At 72.0% G+C, this 16,404-nt stretch carries 16 protein-coding genes; 3 read left to right on the top strand and 13 right to left on the bottom strand.

Going from position 1 to position 16,404, the window contains the following annotated elements; translation table 11 throughout:
• Positions 1-16 precede the first annotated feature (16 nt).
• Positions 17-310: a co-chaperone GroES gene (gene groES / locus SACAZDRAFT_RS15870; RefSeq protein WP_005443379.1), complete on the bottom strand. Its 294-nt coding sequence runs from the start codon at positions 308-310 to the stop codon at positions 17-19.
• Between the two features lie 356 nt (positions 311-666).
• Between groES and SACAZDRAFT_RS15865 the strand changes: the two genes are divergently transcribed.
• On the top strand, positions 667-2,295 hold the full coding sequence (locus SACAZDRAFT_RS15865; RefSeq protein WP_005443377.1) for an alkaline phosphatase D family protein: 1,629 nt from the start codon (positions 667-669) through the stop codon (positions 2,293-2,295).
• A 15-nt stretch (positions 2,296-2,310) separates the two neighbouring features.
• On the opposite strand, the gene tsaD is transcribed toward SACAZDRAFT_RS15865, so the two are convergent.
• The 6 genes from tsaD to SACAZDRAFT_RS15835 all read right to left on the bottom strand — a co-directional run bounded on the left by tsaD (position 2,311) and on the right by SACAZDRAFT_RS15835 (position 6,948).
• The gene (gene tsaD / locus SACAZDRAFT_RS15860) at positions 2,311-3,357 is read right to left on the bottom strand and encodes a tRNA (adenosine(37)-N6)-threonylcarbamoyltransferase complex transferase subunit TsaD (RefSeq protein WP_005443376.1); all 1,047 of its coding nucleotides are present in this window, start codon (positions 3,355-3,357) and stop codon (positions 2,311-2,313) included.
• Positions 3,357-3,833 (bottom strand): ribosomal protein S18-alanine N-acetyltransferase, encoded by a 477-nt coding sequence (gene rimI / locus SACAZDRAFT_RS15855; RefSeq protein ID WP_005443371.1) that lies wholly within the window; start codon positions 3,831-3,833, stop codon positions 3,357-3,359. The genes tsaD and rimI overlap by 1 nt, the downstream gene beginning before the upstream one ends.
• A complete protein-coding gene (gene tsaB, locus SACAZDRAFT_RS15850) occupies positions 3,830-4,453 on the bottom strand; it encodes a tRNA (adenosine(37)-N6)-threonylcarbamoyltransferase complex dimerization subunit type 1 TsaB (RefSeq protein ID WP_005443369.1) in 624 nt (207 codons plus the stop codon). Before tsaB ends, rimI begins: the two co-directional genes overlap by 4 nt.
• Before the next feature lie 236 nt (positions 4,454-4,689).
• Entirely contained in the window at positions 4,690-5,349 is a 660-nt protein-coding gene (locus tag SACAZDRAFT_RS15845) for a DUF5701 family protein (RefSeq protein ID WP_005443368.1), read from the bottom strand.
• 40 nt (positions 5,350-5,389) lie between these two features.
• Entirely contained in the window at positions 5,390-6,298 is a 909-nt protein-coding gene (locus tag SACAZDRAFT_RS15840; protein WP_005443367.1) for a Vgb family protein, read from the bottom strand.
• The gene (locus tag SACAZDRAFT_RS15835) at positions 6,295-6,948 is read right to left on the bottom strand and encodes a CatB-related O-acetyltransferase (RefSeq protein WP_005443366.1); all 654 of its coding nucleotides are present in this window, start codon (positions 6,946-6,948) and stop codon (positions 6,295-6,297) included. Before SACAZDRAFT_RS15835 ends, SACAZDRAFT_RS15840 begins: the two co-directional genes overlap by 4 nt.
• 92 nt (positions 6,949-7,040) lie before the next feature.
• Between SACAZDRAFT_RS15835 and SACAZDRAFT_RS15830 the strand changes: the two genes are divergently transcribed.
• Complete coding sequence (locus SACAZDRAFT_RS15830) at positions 7,041-7,685, top strand: TetR/AcrR family transcriptional regulator (protein WP_005443365.1); 645 nt, start codon at positions 7,041-7,043, stop codon at positions 7,683-7,685.
• Between the two features lie 58 nt (positions 7,686-7,743).
• On the opposite strand, the gene tsaE is transcribed toward SACAZDRAFT_RS15830, so the two are convergent.
• From tsaE to xylB, 4 genes are all read right to left on the bottom strand, one after another.
• A complete protein-coding gene (tsaE, locus tag SACAZDRAFT_RS15825; protein WP_005443364.1) occupies positions 7,744-8,220 on the bottom strand; it encodes a tRNA (adenosine(37)-N6)-threonylcarbamoyltransferase complex ATPase subunit type 1 TsaE in 477 nt (158 codons plus the stop codon).
• 22 nt (positions 8,221-8,242) lie between these two features.
• A complete protein-coding gene (locus SACAZDRAFT_RS15820) occupies positions 8,243-9,211 on the bottom strand; it encodes an alpha/beta fold hydrolase (protein ID WP_005443363.1) in 969 nt (322 codons plus the stop codon).
• Complete coding sequence (alr, locus tag SACAZDRAFT_RS15815) at positions 9,208-10,344, bottom strand: alanine racemase (RefSeq protein ID WP_005443361.1); 1,137 nt, start codon at positions 10,342-10,344, stop codon at positions 9,208-9,210. Before alr ends, SACAZDRAFT_RS15820 begins: the two co-directional genes overlap by 4 nt.
• Positions 10,345-10,439: 95 nt before the next feature.
• The gene (gene xylB / locus SACAZDRAFT_RS15810) at positions 10,440-11,849 is read right to left on the bottom strand and encodes a xylulokinase (protein ID WP_005443359.1); all 1,410 of its coding nucleotides are present in this window, start codon (positions 11,847-11,849) and stop codon (positions 10,440-10,442) included.
• Between the two features lie 307 nt (positions 11,850-12,156).
• Between xylB and SACAZDRAFT_RS15805 the strand changes: the two genes are divergently transcribed.
• On the top strand, positions 12,157-12,942 hold the full coding sequence (locus tag SACAZDRAFT_RS15805; RefSeq protein WP_005443358.1) for an SGNH/GDSL hydrolase family protein: 786 nt from the start codon (positions 12,157-12,159) through the stop codon (positions 12,940-12,942).
• On the opposite strand, the gene SACAZDRAFT_RS15800 is transcribed toward SACAZDRAFT_RS15805, so the two are convergent.
• Together SACAZDRAFT_RS15800 and glmS are read right to left on the bottom strand one after the other, a co-directional pair.
• Positions 12,914-14,353, bottom strand: coding sequence for an NAD(P)H-hydrate dehydratase (locus SACAZDRAFT_RS15800; protein WP_005443356.1), 1,440 nt, complete (start codon positions 14,351-14,353; stop codon positions 12,914-12,916). The genes SACAZDRAFT_RS15805 and SACAZDRAFT_RS15800 overlap by 29 nt on opposite strands.
• Before the next feature lie 7 nt (positions 14,354-14,360).
• Positions 14,361-16,223 carry a glutamine--fructose-6-phosphate transaminase (isomerizing) gene (gene glmS, locus SACAZDRAFT_RS15795; protein WP_005443355.1) on the bottom strand — a complete coding sequence of 621 codons (1,863 nt, stop codon included), beginning with the start codon at positions 16,221-16,223 and terminating at the stop codon, positions 14,361-14,363.
• Positions 16,224-16,404 lie beyond the last annotated feature (181 nt).

The following is a 16,404-nucleotide window of genomic DNA, read 5'->3' as shown; positions in this document are numbered from 1 at the left end:
CGACGCGAGGCGGTCGTCAGTTGATGACGGCCAGCACGTCGCGAGCGGACAGGATCAAGTACTCCTCGCCGTTGTACTTGACCTCGGTGCCGCCGTACTTGGAGTAGATGACGACGTCGCCTTCCTTGACATCCACGGGGATGCGGTTGCCCTTGTCGTCGACGCGGCCCGGGCCCACGGCCAGGACCTTGCCCTCCTGGGGCTTCTCCTTAGCGGTGTCGGGAATGACGAGGCCGGAAGCCGTCGTCTCCTCGGCCTCGCTCGTCTGGACAACGATCTTGTCCTCGAGCGGCTTGATGTTCACGCTCACCGGTGTGACCTCCACGGGTCTTCCAAAGCGTTGGCAGGTACCTAGTTGGGTACGGCTCCTACCACCCCGCCGTCGCGGGTGCCGGGGCGTGTGCGGTGCCGTGCAATTAGCACTCTAGCCATCGGAGTGCTAGCCGCGCAACCAGGGTGGGGTGACGTCCTCCTCCCTGGTCAGCGCGGTACCGGCGACACCGGCGACGACACCGTGGTCGACGTCCCCGTTCCGCACCCGGCGGCGCTGCACCTCCCGCGAACGCAGTATTCACTTCCCGCTCACTCGCGCGGGACCATTCGGTCACCACACGTCGACAGGCTGTGTGCGTTCCGGCTGATCGAGACCACGTTGGGAGACGATCCATGCCCGCTTACGGTGAGAAGCATCCGTCACCGATCGTGCCGAGCCGCAGGCAGGTGCTGCTCGGCGGAGCCGCCCTGGGCGCCACGGCGCTCACTGCCGCGGGCTCCCTCGGCGCCCTCGGACCCTCCGCCCGCGCCGCTGCCGCACAGGGCGCGGGCGCACCACTGCGCGGCGAGGTGTTCACCCTCGGGGTCGCGTCCGGGGAACCGGACCAGCACAGCGTCGTGCTGTGGACCCGCCTCGCCCCGGACCCTCTCGCCGACGACGGACTCGGCGGCATGAGCCGGCGCACCGTCACCGTGCAGTGGGAACTCGCCCGCGACGAGCGGTTCCGCCACGTCGTCCGGCGTGGCCACGAGACGACGAACGCCGACGCCGGGTACGCGGTCCACGCGGAGGTCGCGGGGCTGGCGCCGGGACGGGAGTACTTCTACCGCTTCCGGTGCGGCCGGTTCCTCTCCCCGGTCGGACGCACCCGCACCGCCCCCGCCCCCGGTGTGCTCGGCGCGGGCCTCGCGATGGCGTTCGCCTCCTGCTCGCAGTACGAGCACGGGTACTTCACCGCCTACCGGCGCCTGGCCGAGGACGAGCCCGACCTGGTGCTGCACCTCGGCGACTACGTCTACGAGTACCGGCCGGACTCCTACGTCTCGCCCGACGGCAACGTCCGCGACCACCGCGGCCCGGAGACCGAGACGCTCGCGAACTACCGGCAGCGCTACGCGCAGTACCGCACCGACACCGACCTGCAGGCCGCCCACGCGGTGGCACCGTGGCTCGTGGTGCCCGACGACCACGAGGTCGACAACAACTGGGCCGCCGACGTCCACGAGAAGCCCGAGATCCCGCAGCCGAACTTCCTGCAACGGCGGGCGAACGCGTTCCGCGCGTACTACGAGAACATGCCGCTGCGCCGCCGCAACCGCCCCAGCGGATCGCACATCCAGCTCTACCGCACCGTGTCCTGGGGAGCGTTGGCGAACTTCCACATGCTCGACACCCGCCAGTACCGCGACGACCAGGCGTGCGACGACGGCTGGAAGGTCTGCGAGGACGCCGTGGACCCCGCCCGCTCGCTCACCGGCGACGAGCAGGAACGGTGGCTGCTCGGCCAGTTCCGACGGTCCCGGGCCCGCTGGGACGTGCTCGGCCAGCAGGTGTTCTTCGCGCGCCGGGTCAACGACACGGGCGCGGTCAGCATGGACGCCTGGGACGGCTACCAGGGCTCGCAGGAGCGCATCGCGGAAGGCTGGGTGGCCGCGGGCGTGCGCAACCCCGTGGTGCTCACCGGCGACGTGCACACGCACTGGGCGAACGAGCTGAAAGCCGACTACGCCGACCCCGACAGTCCCGTGATCGGCACCGAGCTGGTCACCAGCTCCGTCACCTCGGGTGGCGACGGCGCCGACTCCGACCCCGCCGAACACCCGGACCTGCAGCGCAACCCGCACATCAAGTTCCGCAACAACCAACGCGGCTACGTCCGCACCCGGCTCACGCGCGACGAGCTGCGGGCGGACTTCCGGGTCGTCGACCACGTCACCCGGCCGGGCGCGCCCGTGCGGACACGGGCGTCGTTCGTCGTCGCCGACCGGCATCCCGGACTCAGCGAGGTCACCCCGCGCTGAGTCCGGTTCGGCCGGTCACAGGCAGACGGTGCTGACCGGCAGCGCCGGGTTCGCCGACAGATCGAGCGGACTCGGCGCGACACCGGCCGCCACGAGGTGAGCGCCGAGCGCGGCGATCATCGCGCCGTTGTCCGTGCACAACCTCGGCCTCGGGACGCGCAGCTCGATGCCCGCCTCGGCACACCGCTCGGCCGCCAGCGCCCCGAGCCGCGAGTTCGCGGCCACCCCACCCGAGATCACCAGCGTGCCGATACCGGACTCGGTGGCCGCCCTGACGGCCTTGGCGGTCAACACGTCGGCCACCGCCTCCTGGAACGACGCGGCGACATCGGCCACGGGGACCTCCTCACCGCGCGCCTCCGCCGCCTCGACCCACCGGGCCACCGCCGTCTTCAACCCCGAGAACGAGAAGTCGAACGCCGGGTCGCGCGGGCCCGTCATACCCCGGGGGAACGCGATCGCCGTCGGGTCGCCCTCGCGGGCCGCCTTGTCGATCGGCGGGCCACCCGGGTACGGGAGGTCGAGCACGCGGGCGACCTTGTCGTAGGCCTCCCCCGCCGCGTCGTCCACCGTGGAGCCGACCTCGGTGATCTTGCCCGCGATGTCGTCGACCCGCAGCAGCTGGGTGTGTCCGCCCGAGACCAGCAGCGCCAGCGACGGAGTGGGCAGCGGACCGTGCTGCAGGGTGTCGACGGCGATGTGTCCCGCGAGGTGGTTCACGCCGTACAGCGGGACGTCCAGCGCGGCGGCGTAGGCCTTCGCCGCCGACACGCCCACCAGCAGCGCACCGGCCAGCCCCGGCCCCGCCGTCACGGCAATGGCGTCCACATCGGACATCGCCAGGCCCGCGGTGTCGAACGCCCTGCGCACCGTGGGAACCATGGCCTCCAGGTGAGCGCGACTCGCCACCTCGGGCACCACACCGCCGAAGCGCGCGTGCAGCTCCACGCTGCTGGCGACCTCGTCGGCGAGCAACTCGACGGTGCCGTCGTCGTGCAGGCGCACCAGCCCGACGCCCGTCTCGTCGCACGAGCTCTCCACGCCCATCACGATCCTGGGCATCAGCCTGCCACCTCCTGCGTGCGACGCGCCGGTCGCACCATCGTGTACGCGTCGGCACCCGACGGCTGGTAGTACCGCTTGCGCAGCCCGACCCGCTCGAACCCGTACCGCTCGTACAGCGCGATCGCGGTGTCGTTGTCGGTGCGAACCTCCAGCACCACCGCCGCGCTCAACTCGTCCGCGCGAACGAGCAGGGCGCGCAGCAACGCGGTCCCGATCCCCTTGCCCTGGTGATCCGGGTGGACGGCGATGGTGTGCAGGCCCGTCTCCCAGTCGCCCGGCCTGCCGACCACGGCCAACCCCGCATAGCCCAGCAGGCGGTCGTCCTCGTCGTCCAACGCGGCCAGGTAGTACCCGCCCGCGTCGAGCTCGGCGTGGAACGCCGCCGCACTCCACGGGCCGTCGCCGGAGAACAGGAGTCGCTCGATCTCCACACACGCGCGGATGTGGCGACGACGCAGCGGTTCGAGCCTCACGGCGTCGTCACCCGCTTCCGCGCGCCCGGCAACGTGGCGTCGGGACGGCGCAGGTAGAGCGGAGTGAGCGGATCCGGCTCGGCCCCGGACACCACCGCGTTCGCAGCCACCCGGGCCAGGCCGGCCGGGGTGGGGTGGGCGTGCTCGACGCGGCGAAGGGCCTCGTCGAGGTCGGCCGGCTTCGACACCTCGGGCCCGCTCGTGCGGGTGCCGTCGGCGTCGTAGGCGGCCCAGTACACCTCACGCCGCCGGGCGTCGGTGACCACCGCGAACGGCTCGGGCGCGTCGGCGTCACGCACCACGTCGGCGGCGATGGCGTCGAGACTGCACACCGGGTACGCGGGGATGCCGAGGCTGTCACCCAGCGCGGCCGCCGTGACGATGCCCGCCCGCAACCCGGTGAACGGGCCCGGCCCCACCCCGCACACCACGGCGTCGAGGTCGTGCAGCGTCGTTCCGGCGGCGCCGACGGCCTCCAGCACGTGCGGGGTCAGCAGCTCGCCGTGGGCGCGGGCGTCGTGGGTGACGCACTCGGCGAGCACGGTGGCCGACTGTTCCCCCAGATCGACGACACCGGCCGTCACGGCGGGCGTGGCGGTGTCGATGGCGAGTACAAGCACCCTTCGAGCCTACGACCAGCGCCGGTGGGGCGGCCCGGCCGCCCGCCGACCGCGTTCTGCCCGCGAAACGCGGTCGGCGCCGGAGGGCCGACCGCCGTCCGCCCGCGGAACGTGGCCCCACGGCCGAGGCGAATCGCGTTCCGCCCGCGAAACGCGCCACCGCCCGCCGACCGCATTTTGCCCGCGAAACGCGCCACCGCAGCCGAGCCCGACCGCGTTCTGCCCGCGAAACGCGGTCAGGCGGCCGCCACCCGGCTCGCCGCGGAGGCCATCCCGAGCCAGGTGTGCGGGTTGCGTTCCCAGCACCACCCCAGCTTCGGCGCGTTCCGGCTGATCCAGAGAGCGGGCACCCGGCGGTCGCCACAGCGCGAGCCGCCCAGCATGTAGCACTTGTTCTTCACCAGCACCTCCGGATACAGCGTGAGCAGCGCGATGCCCTCCTCGATGGTCAGTACGGTGCGCTCGCGCCCGGCGATCGCGTCCATCGCGTCGACCGGGACCGCGCCGCAGAACTCCTCGCCCCGGTCGACGTCGAACAGCAGGTAGGCGTCCGCGTCGGGCACGTGCACCGCCTCCGGTGCGACGAACCGCGCCAGTGAACCCTCCTCGAAGGACCGGTCGACGAACCCGGGCGTACTCCTCCCGACCAGCGCCGTCCGCTGCATCGCCTGCTCGATCGGCACCAGCCGCCGGGTCACCACGAGCGCGAACCCCACCCGCCCGTTCTCCGGGTCGTGCTCGCCGATCGTTCGCGACCTCACCAGCTCACGCAGCGGCGCCACCGACTCGCCGAAGCGTTCGGCCGGCCGGCCCGCCAGTTCGGGATAGCCCAGCTCGACGAGGCGCTCGACCTGCCGGTCGAACTCGACCTCGACGTCGACAGCCTTCTCACTCACAGAACCCCCAGGATGTCGTCGGTGCATGTCCTCCGGCTGGTCAGCCGTCTCGCCTCCGGGTGTCGATGCGCGCCAGCGCGCCCACCTCCAACGCGGCCCAGACGACCCCGTCGGGGCCGACGGCGATGCCGTGCGGTTCGCTCGCGGGGACGGGCAGGTCGTACACGTCGATGACACCCTCGGACGTGATCGAACCGACGCGGCCCGAACCCCACTCCGTGAACCAGCACCTCCCGTCACCTCCGGCGGTGATCGCGTGGGGCTTCGCGTTCCGGTCGGGCAGGGGATACTCGGTGATCTCGCCCGTCGTGGTGATGCGCCCGAGTTGACCGGCCATGATCTCCACGAACCACAGCGCTCCGTCGTCTCCCGCGGTGAGTCCGACCGGGCCCGCCGCCTCGGTGGGCAGGTCGTACACCGTCACGGTGCCGTCCATCGCCAGGCGCCCCACGGCGTTCGCCTGGTTCATCGTGAACCACAGGGCGTCGTCGGCGCCCGTGGCGATCGCCGACGGGAAGGCGCCCGCGCGTGTCAGCGGGTACTCGGTGATCTCCCCGGTGCTCGTGATCCGCCCGATCCGGTCGGCGTTCAGTTCGGTGAACCACATCGCACCGTCCGGACCCACCGTGAGCCCGTACGGGCCGGACTCGCCCGTGGGTGTCGCGAACTCGGTGAGCTCGCCGTCCGTGGTGAGGCGGCCGATGCGGTGGCCCTGGGTCTCGGTGAACCACAGCGCGCCGTCCGGACCGGTGACGATCACCGTGGGTTGGCAGTCGGGAGCGAGGCGGTGCAGCGTCGGTTCCTCACCCGGAACCCACCGGCCGACGCACCCCGAGCGGGCCATGGTGAACCACACCGCGCCGTCGGGGCCGACGGTCACGCCGTACGGACCGGTTCCGCTGCCGCGCTCCCCGGCCACCCAGTGGTCGGTGATGGCGGGTGTCGTCATGGGCGCTCCAATCCGTGTTCCGCTGCGATGCGCGCGATGTCGGCCGGGGTGCCCGCCATGATCGAACGGGCGTGTTCGGTGACCAGCTCCACCGGCCAGTCCCACCAGGCGGCACGGAGGAGTGCGTCGACGTCGGCGTCGTCGAAGCGGGCACGGATCGGCTTCGCGGGATTTCCGCCGACGATCGTGTAGGGCGGCACGTCGGCCGTCACCATCGCGCCGGCCGCGATGATCGCGCCGTCGCCGATCCGCACGCCGGGCAGCACCGTGGCCCGGTAGCCGATCCAGACGTCGTTGCCGATCACGGTGTCGCCCCTGCTGGGCATGCCGGTGACGAGGTCGAGCGTGCGCTCGGCCCACTGCCCGCCGAACATCGTGAACGGGTAGGTCGACACGCCCATCGTGGGGTGTTCGGCTCCCGCCATCAGGAACGTCGCACCCGAGGCGATCGCGCAGTACTTGCCGATGACGAGTCGTTCCGGCCCGTACGCGTAGAGGACGTTGCGGGTCTCGAACTCGGTGGCGTGGTGCGGGTCGTCGTAGTAGGTGTACTCGCCCACCACGATGTGGGGAGCGGTCACCAACGGCTTGAGAAAGACCACCCGTTCGTGTTCGCGCAGCGGGTGGATCGTCGTGGGATCAGGTGTCACGAGCCGCCTTCCTTGTCGGAGCACCGACACTAGACCCGACCTAGTTTTAGGTCAAACATAATTTTTGGCCGGGTCCAGTTACACTGCCCCGCATGGGCACGGAACAGCTGAGTCTCCGGGAACGGAAGAAGCGCCAGACCAGGGAGAACATCTCGCGGCACGCGAGCCGCCTCTTCATGCAACGCGGCTTCGACAACGTCACGATCGCCGAGATCGCCGACGCCGCCGGTGTTTCCAAGATGACGGTCACCAACTACTTCCCCCGCAAAGAAGACCTCGCGTGGGCACTCAACGAGCGGTTCGCCGACATGCCCGCCAACGCCGTGCGCGCCCGCCGACCGGGTGAGAGCGCACTCGCCGCCGTGCGAGCGGCCTACCTGACGCAAGTGGCCGAGCGGGACCCGATGGCCGGATTCGCCGGTCGCGAGTTCGCGCAGATGGTCGCCGACAGCCCCGTGCTCGTGTCCCGGCTGCGCCACTTCCACGACTACCGGCAGGCCTCGCTGCGCGACACGCTCGCCGAGGAGACGGACGCGGCCCCGGACGACGTCCTGCACAAGGTCGTGGCCGCGACGCTGACCTCGCTGCTTCGCGTGCTGTTCGACGACACCGTGCGCCTGATCCTCGACGGGCTCGAACTCGACGCCGTCGCGGAACAACTCTCCCGCGACGCGGAGATCGCCTTCGACGCCCTCGAACCGGCGTTCGGCCAGTACGCCGTGCGCGCGCCGCAGTGACCGCGTTCTGCCCGCGAAACGCGGCCGCCGGGCCTCACACTGCGCCCGCGAACCGCGTTCAGCCCGCTAAACGCGCCTCGGACACGCGCGCCACCCACGCGCCATGGGGTTCGAGCTCCACCACACGCACGTCGTCGGGACGGCGGTCGAGGCGCACCACCAGGTAGTCGTCCTCGACCAGCCGCTCGGCCACGCCCTCGCCCCACTCCACCACGAGCGCCGCCCGTTCGAGCTCGGTGTCGAGGTCCAGGTCGTCGAGCTGCGCCAGGTCGCCGCCCAGCCGGTACGCGTCGACGTGCACGAGCGGCACCCCCGCCTCCCTCGCCGGATGCACACGCGCGAGCACGAACGTCGGCGAGCTGACCCGGCCCGACACCCCCATGCCGTCGGCGATGCCCCGGGTCATCGTGGTCTTGCCCGCCCCGAGCGGACCGGCCAGCAACACCAGGTCACCCGCCCGCAACAGCCTGCCCAACACCCGTCCGAACTCCATGGCGTCGTCGGGTGTCGGCAGCTCCACACTCACCTGCGTCACGGGATTCCCTCCTGCCCGTCGGTCACTGCGCCGCCCGCGCTCGCCGCACCAGTTCGCCGACGTGGTGGTTCACCAGCGTGTGGTGTTCCAGGGGCAGCATGTGCCCGCCGTCCTCCACCCGCACCAGCGTCGCCTTCGGCAGCTCGGCGGCGATGCGTTCGGCATGCACGAACGGCGTCAACCGGTCGGCGACACCGCCCATCACCACCACGTCCGTGTGCTTCAACCCGGCCAGCGCGGCGTACCGGTTGTGGCTGCCCAGCGTGTCGACGAAGTGCGCGAGCTGACGCACGGGCGTCTCCTGCAGTATCTCGAGGAGGAAGTCGACGAGCTCCGAGGGGACGTCCTGGCTGCCGAACGCGAGCCTGCGCACCGCTGCCCGGGTGAGCTGCCCGCCGGCGGCGCGCACGAACTCGACCAGACCAGGCTGCCACTCCGCGAGCTCACCGACTCCCCGCATCAGCGGGTTGTACTTCGACAGCAGCGACCGCGGCAGCCCCTGCGCACCCACCTCTCCGGCGGCCGTCGCGATCAGGCCGACGCCGCGCACCCGGTCGGCGAAGAGCTCCGGACGGGTCTGCGCCAACTCCATGATCACCATGCCGCCCATGGAGTGACCCAACAGCACCACGGGCGTGTCCGGCGCGACCGTCCGCAGCACGGCGTGCAGGTCGAGGGCGAGCTGTTCGATGGTGCTCTGCCGCGCATCCGACGGCGCGGACTGCCCGTGCCCACGATGGTCGTAGTACACGTGCTTCACGCCGGGCAACGCCGCCCGTTCGAAACCGCGTCGCTGGAGGAACCAGCTGCGGCGGGACAGCGCGAACCCGTGCACCGCCACCACCGTGACGTCGGCCTTCCCGCCCGCCGGTTCGATCTCCTCCACCGCCAGCGGGGCGCCGTCGTCGGCGGCGATCGTGGAGGTCCGGTCGGTGCGGGACCCCGCCAAGTGGTGCACGCCGGACGCCTCGTCGCCGGACGTGAACGTCACGTGCCGTCCCGCTCCGTCCCGAGGTAACGGCGACGTACACGTGGCCGGTACATGCCGGTGACGATCTCGTAGTCGATGGTGCCGATCGTGTCGGCCCACTCGGTGGCCGTGGGTGTGCCCCCGTCGCCCGTGCCGAACAGCACGACCTCGGCGCCCGGTTCCGGTTCGTGGTCACCGCAGTCGACGACGAGCTGGTCCATGCACACCCGCCCGGCGACCGGTCGACGCGCTCCGTCCAGCCACACGCTCATCCGGCCGGACAGCGTGCGCGGGACCCCGTCGGCGTACCCGACCGGTACCAGCGCGAGCGTCGTGTCGCGGCTCGCGGTCCAGGTCTGGCCGTACGACACGGAGTCGCCGGCCTTGATGCGCTTGGTCATCACGACACACGACCGGAACGTCATGGCGGGCCGGAGGTCCTCCGGCTGCGGCACCGGGTTCAGACCGTAGACCGCGATACCCGGCCGGACGAGCTCGAAGTGCAGGTCAGGGCGGGTGAGCGTGGCGGCCGAGTTCGCCAGGTGCCGAAGCGGCGACAACCCGGCTTCACGCGCGACGTCGTAGGCGTCGGCGAACCGCGCGGCCTGGGCGTCGATGGCGGGATGACCGGGCTCGTCGGCGCACGCGAGATGCGACCACATGCCGACGACCTCGACGCCGCCCTCCGCCGCCGCGGCCTTCACCAGGCTGGGCCACAGCTCGGCGGGGCACCCGTTGCGCGACAGGCCGGTGTCGATCTTCAAGTGCACCCTGGCGCGGCCACCGACCTCGGCGGCCGCGCCGGCGACCCGCGCCAGCTCCGCCTCGGAGCTCACCGACACGTCGACGTCGTGGCGGACCGCGGCCGTGTAGTCCACGTCCGGCGTCTCCAGCCAGCACAGCATGCGGCTGGTGAACCCGGCCTCCCGCAGCGCGAGCGCCTCGTCCAGCGACGCGACACCCAGCCACGTGGCGCCCGCCTCGAGCGCCGCCCGCGCCACGGCGACGGCGCCGTGACCGTACGCGTCGGCCTTGACCACAGCCATCGTGCTCGCCCCGGAGGCCGCCGCTCGCGACGACAGGAGCCGTACGTTGTGCCGCACGGCCCCGAGGTCCACCACGACCTCGGCACGGGGCAACGACGCCGTGCTCACCGGGTCACCCCACGCAACATGATCAGGCCCCTTCTCCTCGACCTCGGGGCGCCTGTGAGCGCCCCGTCCCTGCCGTCAATGTACCCACCACACGCTCAGAGACCGTGCACCTGACGCCGGGCCTCGATGTGCCGCTGCCGGATGTGTTCACCCTGGTCGACGTCCCCGGCCGACGGCTCCGGCAACCGGGCGGCGACATCGGTGTCCCAATTCGGCGGTTCCGACGTCCCCGCGAGAGCCCAGGCGGCCTGGCGGGCCGCGCCGATCGCCACGTGCTCACCCTGCTGCGGCACCACGACCGGCACCCCGAACACGACGGGTGCGATCGCACGCACGCTCGCCGACTGCGCCGCCCCACCGATGAGCAGCACCCTGCGCACCGTGATGCCGTACCCGCGGACCGCGTCCAACCCGACGGCCAGCCCGCACAGCATCCCCTCGACCACCGCGCGAGCCACGTTCTCCGGGGTCATGCTGTCGCGACGCAGTCCGAGGAGGGAGCCGGCGGCCTCGGGCAGGTTGGGTGTGCGCTCGCCGTCGAGGTACGGCAGGAACGTGAGACCGCCCGCACCGGGCGCGGCGCTCAACGCGAGGCGGTCGAACTCCGCAAGGTCGACGCCGAGCAGCGCCGCGGTGGAGGTCAACACCCGGGCGGCGTTGAGGGTGCAGGCCAGCGGGAGAAACCGCCCCGTGGCGTCGGCGAACCCGGCGACGGCGCCACTCGGGTCGGCCGCCGGTGTCTCACTGACCCCGAACACCGTGCCGCTGGTGCCGAGCGAGACCACCACGTCGCCCGCGCCGACACCCAGGGCCAGTGCCGCGGCCATGTTGTCGCCGGTGCCCGCGGACACGAGCATCCCGTCCGGGGTGTGTCCCGCCGCGGCAGCCGGGTCGAGCACGCGCGGCAGCTCGGGGCTGCGACCGCCGAACGCGTGGGCGAGCAGATCCTTGCGGTAGGTGTCGTCGGCCGGGGAGAAGTACCCGGTTCCCGAGGCGTCACCGCGGTCGGTGCTCGGCTCACCGCCGGTGAGTCGCCAGGTCAGCCAGTCGTGGGGCAGCATCACCCTCGCCACCCGGTCTGCGGCCTCCGGCTCGTGCTCCGCGAGCCAACGCAGCTTGGTGACGGTGAAGCTGGCGACCGGCACCAAACCCACCGCCTCCGCCCACGCCTGCGGTCCCCCCAGCTCGGCCACCAGGTCCGCGGCGGCGGCGGCCGACCGGGTGTCGTTCCACAACAGGGCCGGGCGCACGATCGCGTCACGGTCGTCCACGGTGACCATGCCGTGCTGCTGCCCCGCGACGCCGATGGCCGACACGCCGTCCAGGAGCCCGTCGGTGGCCGACGTGAACGCCGACCACCACTCCGCCGGGTCGACCTCCGTGGCGTCCGGGTGCTCGGCGCGACCGCTGCGCACCACGGCGCCGGTCCGTGCGTCGCACACCATCACCTTCGTCGACTGCGTGGACGAGTCGACGCCCGCCACCAAAACCTCGTTGTTGGTCATGGAACAGAGCTTGACAACCCGCGGCTCCCCAGTCCATGTGCGAAACGACTTTCGGTCCGCGAGGGGCGCCGGGAACCGCGTTCAGCCCGCGAAACGTGGCCCGGCGGACCCCCAACCGCGTTTAGCCCGCGAAACGCGCACCCACGCGCTCGACAGCGTTCTGCCCGCGAAACGCGCCCGGCGCGGCACCACGGACCGCGTTTCGCGGGCGAAATGCGGTCCGCGGCCCCGTCCTGAGCCGCCTGCGGCCGGTTATAGTCGCGGCGGCCGGCTGCGGAAGCACACCTGTCGACCGCGCGGAGGTGCCATGGGCCCGACCGGATACGTCGCGATCGGGGACAGCCAGACCGAAGGCGTCGGCGATCCCGACGGCTCGGGCGGCTGGCGCGGCTTCGCCGACCGCCTCGCCGAGCAGCTGGCCGGGCTCACTCCGGACCTGCACTACGCCAACCTCGCGGTGCGCGGCAGGTTCGCCCGGCAGGTGAGGGACGAGCAGCTCGACGTCGCCCTCGCGCTCCGTCCCGCCCTGGTCACCGTGGTGGCGGGCATGAACGACCTCGTCCGCCCCTCGTTCAGCGCCACCGAGGTCGGAGCGTGCCTGGACGACATGTTCGCCGAGCTCACCGCCTCGGGAGCCCGGGTGGCCACGCTCACATTCCCCGACCTGTCCCAGCTCACCCCGATCCTGCGACCCCTGCGGCACCGGGTGCTGGACCTGAACGCGAGCATCCGCACGTCCGCCGCTCGGCACGGCGTCGCACTGGTCGACACCTTCGGGTACTCGGTGATCACCGATTCGCGCCTGTGGTGCCCCGACCGGCTCCACGCGAACCCGGTGGGCCACGCCCGCATCGCGGCGGCCTTCGCCCAAGCCCTCGGCCTTCCCGGTAGCGACGACAGCTGGTCGAGGCCGCTGCCCGCCGGCGAGCGCCGGACCGTAGTAAGCAGAGTCGCCGACGACCTGGGCTGGCTCGCGAGGTTCGTGGGGCCGTGGGTCTACCGTCGCGTGCGCGGCCGTTCCTCGGGCGACCACCGGGTCGCGAAGCGGCCGACGCCGATTCCCGTCATTCCACCAACGACAGAACCTGCCTGATCGCGTCCGGCACGGCCGCCAACACAGCGGACGCCGACGTCGGCGCCCCGCGCGCCGCGAGCTCACCGGCTCGCGCGTGCACGTCGGCGGCGACCCCCGCGGCCCACCACGGGTCGAGACCTGCCGCGAGCAACCCGCCGATCAGGCCCGAGAGCACGTCGCCGGAACCCGCGGTGGCGAGCCACGCTCCCCGGGGGCGGTTCACCAGCACTCGACCGCGCGGGTCCGCGATCACGGTGCAGTGGCCCTTCAGCAGGATCACTGCCCGGAACCGGCGAGCGGCCTCGCGCACGGCCGCCACCCTGTCCTCACCCGGCGTGGCACCGGTCAAGCGCTCGAACTCCCCGTCGTGCGGGGTGAGCAGCAGCGGCGTGTCGGGGTCGCGGGCGTCGAGCACCTCGGGATGTTCCGCGACGATGGTGATCGCGTCGGCGTCCGCGCACACGGGGACACCCTGCTCGAGTGCGGTCGCGAGGACGTCCCGCCCTTCCCGGCCGGTGCCGAGACCGGGTCCGACGACCCAGGCCTGCACCCGGCCCGCGTCGGTGATGGAGCCGGTGGCCACGACCTCCGGCCAGTGTTGCCGGACCACGTCGGCGGCGTGGCCGGCGTAACGCACCATGCCCGCCTTCGCGCGGACGGCGGCACCCGCCGCCAGCACGGCCGCACCCGGATACGCCGACGATCCGGCGGCCACCCCGGTGACGCCCTGCGTGTACTTGTTGTCCTGCGGCTTCGGCAGGGGCCAGGCCGCAGCGACGTCGGCGACGTCGAGCCGGCTCAGGTCCGGATCGCCGAGCTCGTCTCCCAGTCCGAGGTCGACGAACACGGTGTCACCGCAGTACTGCGGGTTCAACACGTGCACGGGCTTGAGCGCACCGAACGTCACGGTGCTCGTCGCCCGCACGGCGGGTCCCGTGACCGCACCCGTGTCGGGGTCGACGCCGCTCGGGAGGTCCACGGCGAGCACGGGAGCGGTGACCTGCGCGAACAGCGCGGCTGCGTCCGGTCGCAACGGTCCCCTGGCGGAGAGCCCCACCACACCGTCGATCACCAGGTCGGCCTTCTCGAGGTCGGCTGCCTCAGCCGTGCACACCCGCCCGCCCGCGCGTCGCAACACGGCGAGTCCCTCGGGGTGGGTCTTGTCCGGGCGCAGCAACACCGCGGTCACCCCGACCCCACGCCGCCGCAGGAAGTGGCCCGCCCACAGCGCGTCACCACCGTTGTTGCCCGCGCCCACGACCAACACCACGCGCGTGCCCGCGACTCGGCCGGTGTGTGCCGTCAGCAGTTCCGCCGCCCGCACGGACACCCCGTACGCCGCCCTCCGCATGAGGGCGCCCTCCGGTGTGCGCGCGAGAAGCCTGTCCTCCGCGGACCGCACCCGGGACGTGGTCCAGACGCCGCGCACGGTGGCGCTACTCGACGGTGACGGACTTGGCGAGGTTGCGCGGCTTGTCGACGTCGTAGCCGCGAGACCGCGCGATCTCGGCGGCCAGCACCTGCAGCGGAACCGTGGAGACGAGCGGCTGCAGCAGCGTCGGCACGGCGGGCACCTCGACGAGCTCGTCGGCGAACGGCTTCACCCGCTCGTCGCCCTCCTCGGCGATCACGATGGTGCGCGCGCCCCGCGCCTGGATCTCGCTGATGTTGGACACCATCTTGGCGTGCAGCACGGCACGTCCCTTCGGCGACGGCATGACCACCACCACGGGCAGCCCTTCCTCGATCAGCGCGATCGGACCGTGCTTCAGCTCACCCGCCGCGAATCCCTCCGCGTGCATGTAGGCGAGTTCCTTCAGCTTCAGCGCGCCCTCCAGGGCGACGGGGAAGCCGACATGCCTGCCGAGGAACAACACCGCCCGCGAGTCCGACATCCGCCTGCCCAGGTCGCGGACCTGGTCCACAGTGCTCAGGACAGACTTGACGGCCGACGGCATCGCTTCGAGCTCGGCGAACTCGCGCGCCACCTCGTCGGGGTACTTCGTGCCCCGAGCCTGGGCGAGTGCCAGACCCACGAGGTAGTTCGCCGCCACCTGAGCGAGGAACGCCTTCGTGGACGCGACCCCGATCTCGGGCCCGGCGTGCGTGTAGAGCACCGCGTCCGACTCGCGCGGGATCTGGGCGCCGTTGGTGTTGCAGACCGCCAGCACCCTGGCCTTCTGCTCCCTCGCGTGGCGCACCGCCTCCAACGTGTCGGCGGTCTCACCGGACTGCGAGACGGCCACCACGAGCGTGTCCCGGTCGAGCACCGGGTCGCGGTAACGGAACTCACTCGCCAGCTCGACCTCCACCGGGAGGCGGGTCCAGTGCTCGATGGCGTACTTGGCGACGAGCCCGGAGTGGTAGGCGGAGCCGCAGGCGACGACGAAGACCTTGTCGACGTCCCGCAGATCCTGGTCGGACATGCGCTGCTCGTCGAGCACGATGCGCCCGGACTCGAAGTGCCCGCGCAACGTGTTGGCGAGCGCGTCCGGCTGCTCCTCGATCTCCTTGAGCATGAAGTACTCGTGGCCGCCCTTCTCGGCGGCGGAGAGGTCCCAGTCGACCGTGAACGGTTTGCCCTCGGCGGGCTCCCCGTGGAAGTCCGTGACCCGGTAGCCGTCGCGGTCGATCACCACGAGCTGGTCCTGGCCGAGTTCGACGGCCTCGCGGGTGTGCTCGATGAAGGCCGCGACGTCGGACGCGACGAACGTCTCCCCGTCACCGACACCGACCACCAGCGGTGACGAGCGGCGTGCCGCGACCACGAGGTCGGGCTGGTCGGCGTGGGTGACGACCAGGGTGAACGCCCCTTCGAGGCGGCGGCAGACGGCGCGCACGCTGGCGGGCAGGTCGCCGGCGGTGTCGCCGTGGTCGTACGCGCGGGCGATGAGGTGTGCTGTGGTCTCGGTGTCGGTGTCGCTGGTCAGCTCGACGCCCGCGTCCTCGAGCTCGGACCGCAGCGCCGCGAAGTTCTCGATGATGCCGTTGTGCACGACCGCGACCCGGCCCGTGGAGTCGCGGTGAGGGTGGGAGTTGCGGTCGACCGGAGCACCGTGTGTGGCCCAGCGGGTGTGGCCCATACCGGCGGTGCCGGCGAAGGCGTCGCGGCCGACGGTGTCGAGCGCGGCCTCGAGGTTGGCGAGGCGGCCCGCTTTGCGTTCGACGACCAGGTCCTTGCCGTCCGTGAGCACAGCGACGCCCGCCGAGTCGTACCCGCGGTACTCCATGCGGCGAAGGCCGCCGAGAACCACGTCGAGTGCCTGCCTGTGCCCGACATATCCCACGATTCCACACACGCCCCTCAGCGTAACGACACGTCGAACGGCCGCATCCCGGGCACGGACCCAGTCAGTGGGGTCTCGACCAGCGCCGATCACGTGGCGTTCGCCACCGCGTTTCGCGGGCAGAACGCGGTCACCATTCCGCAGTTCGCCCGCGAAACGCGGGTGCGGGCGCCGCTGCTCCGGGGCCTGGAGG

Origin of the sequence: Saccharomonospora azurea NA-128, assembly GCF_000231055.2 — a bacterium.
GTDB classification, from domain to species: domain Bacteria; phylum Actinomycetota; class Actinomycetes; order Mycobacteriales; family Pseudonocardiaceae; genus Saccharomonospora; species Saccharomonospora azurea.
This window is presented reverse-complemented; position numbering and strand designations above follow the sequence as displayed.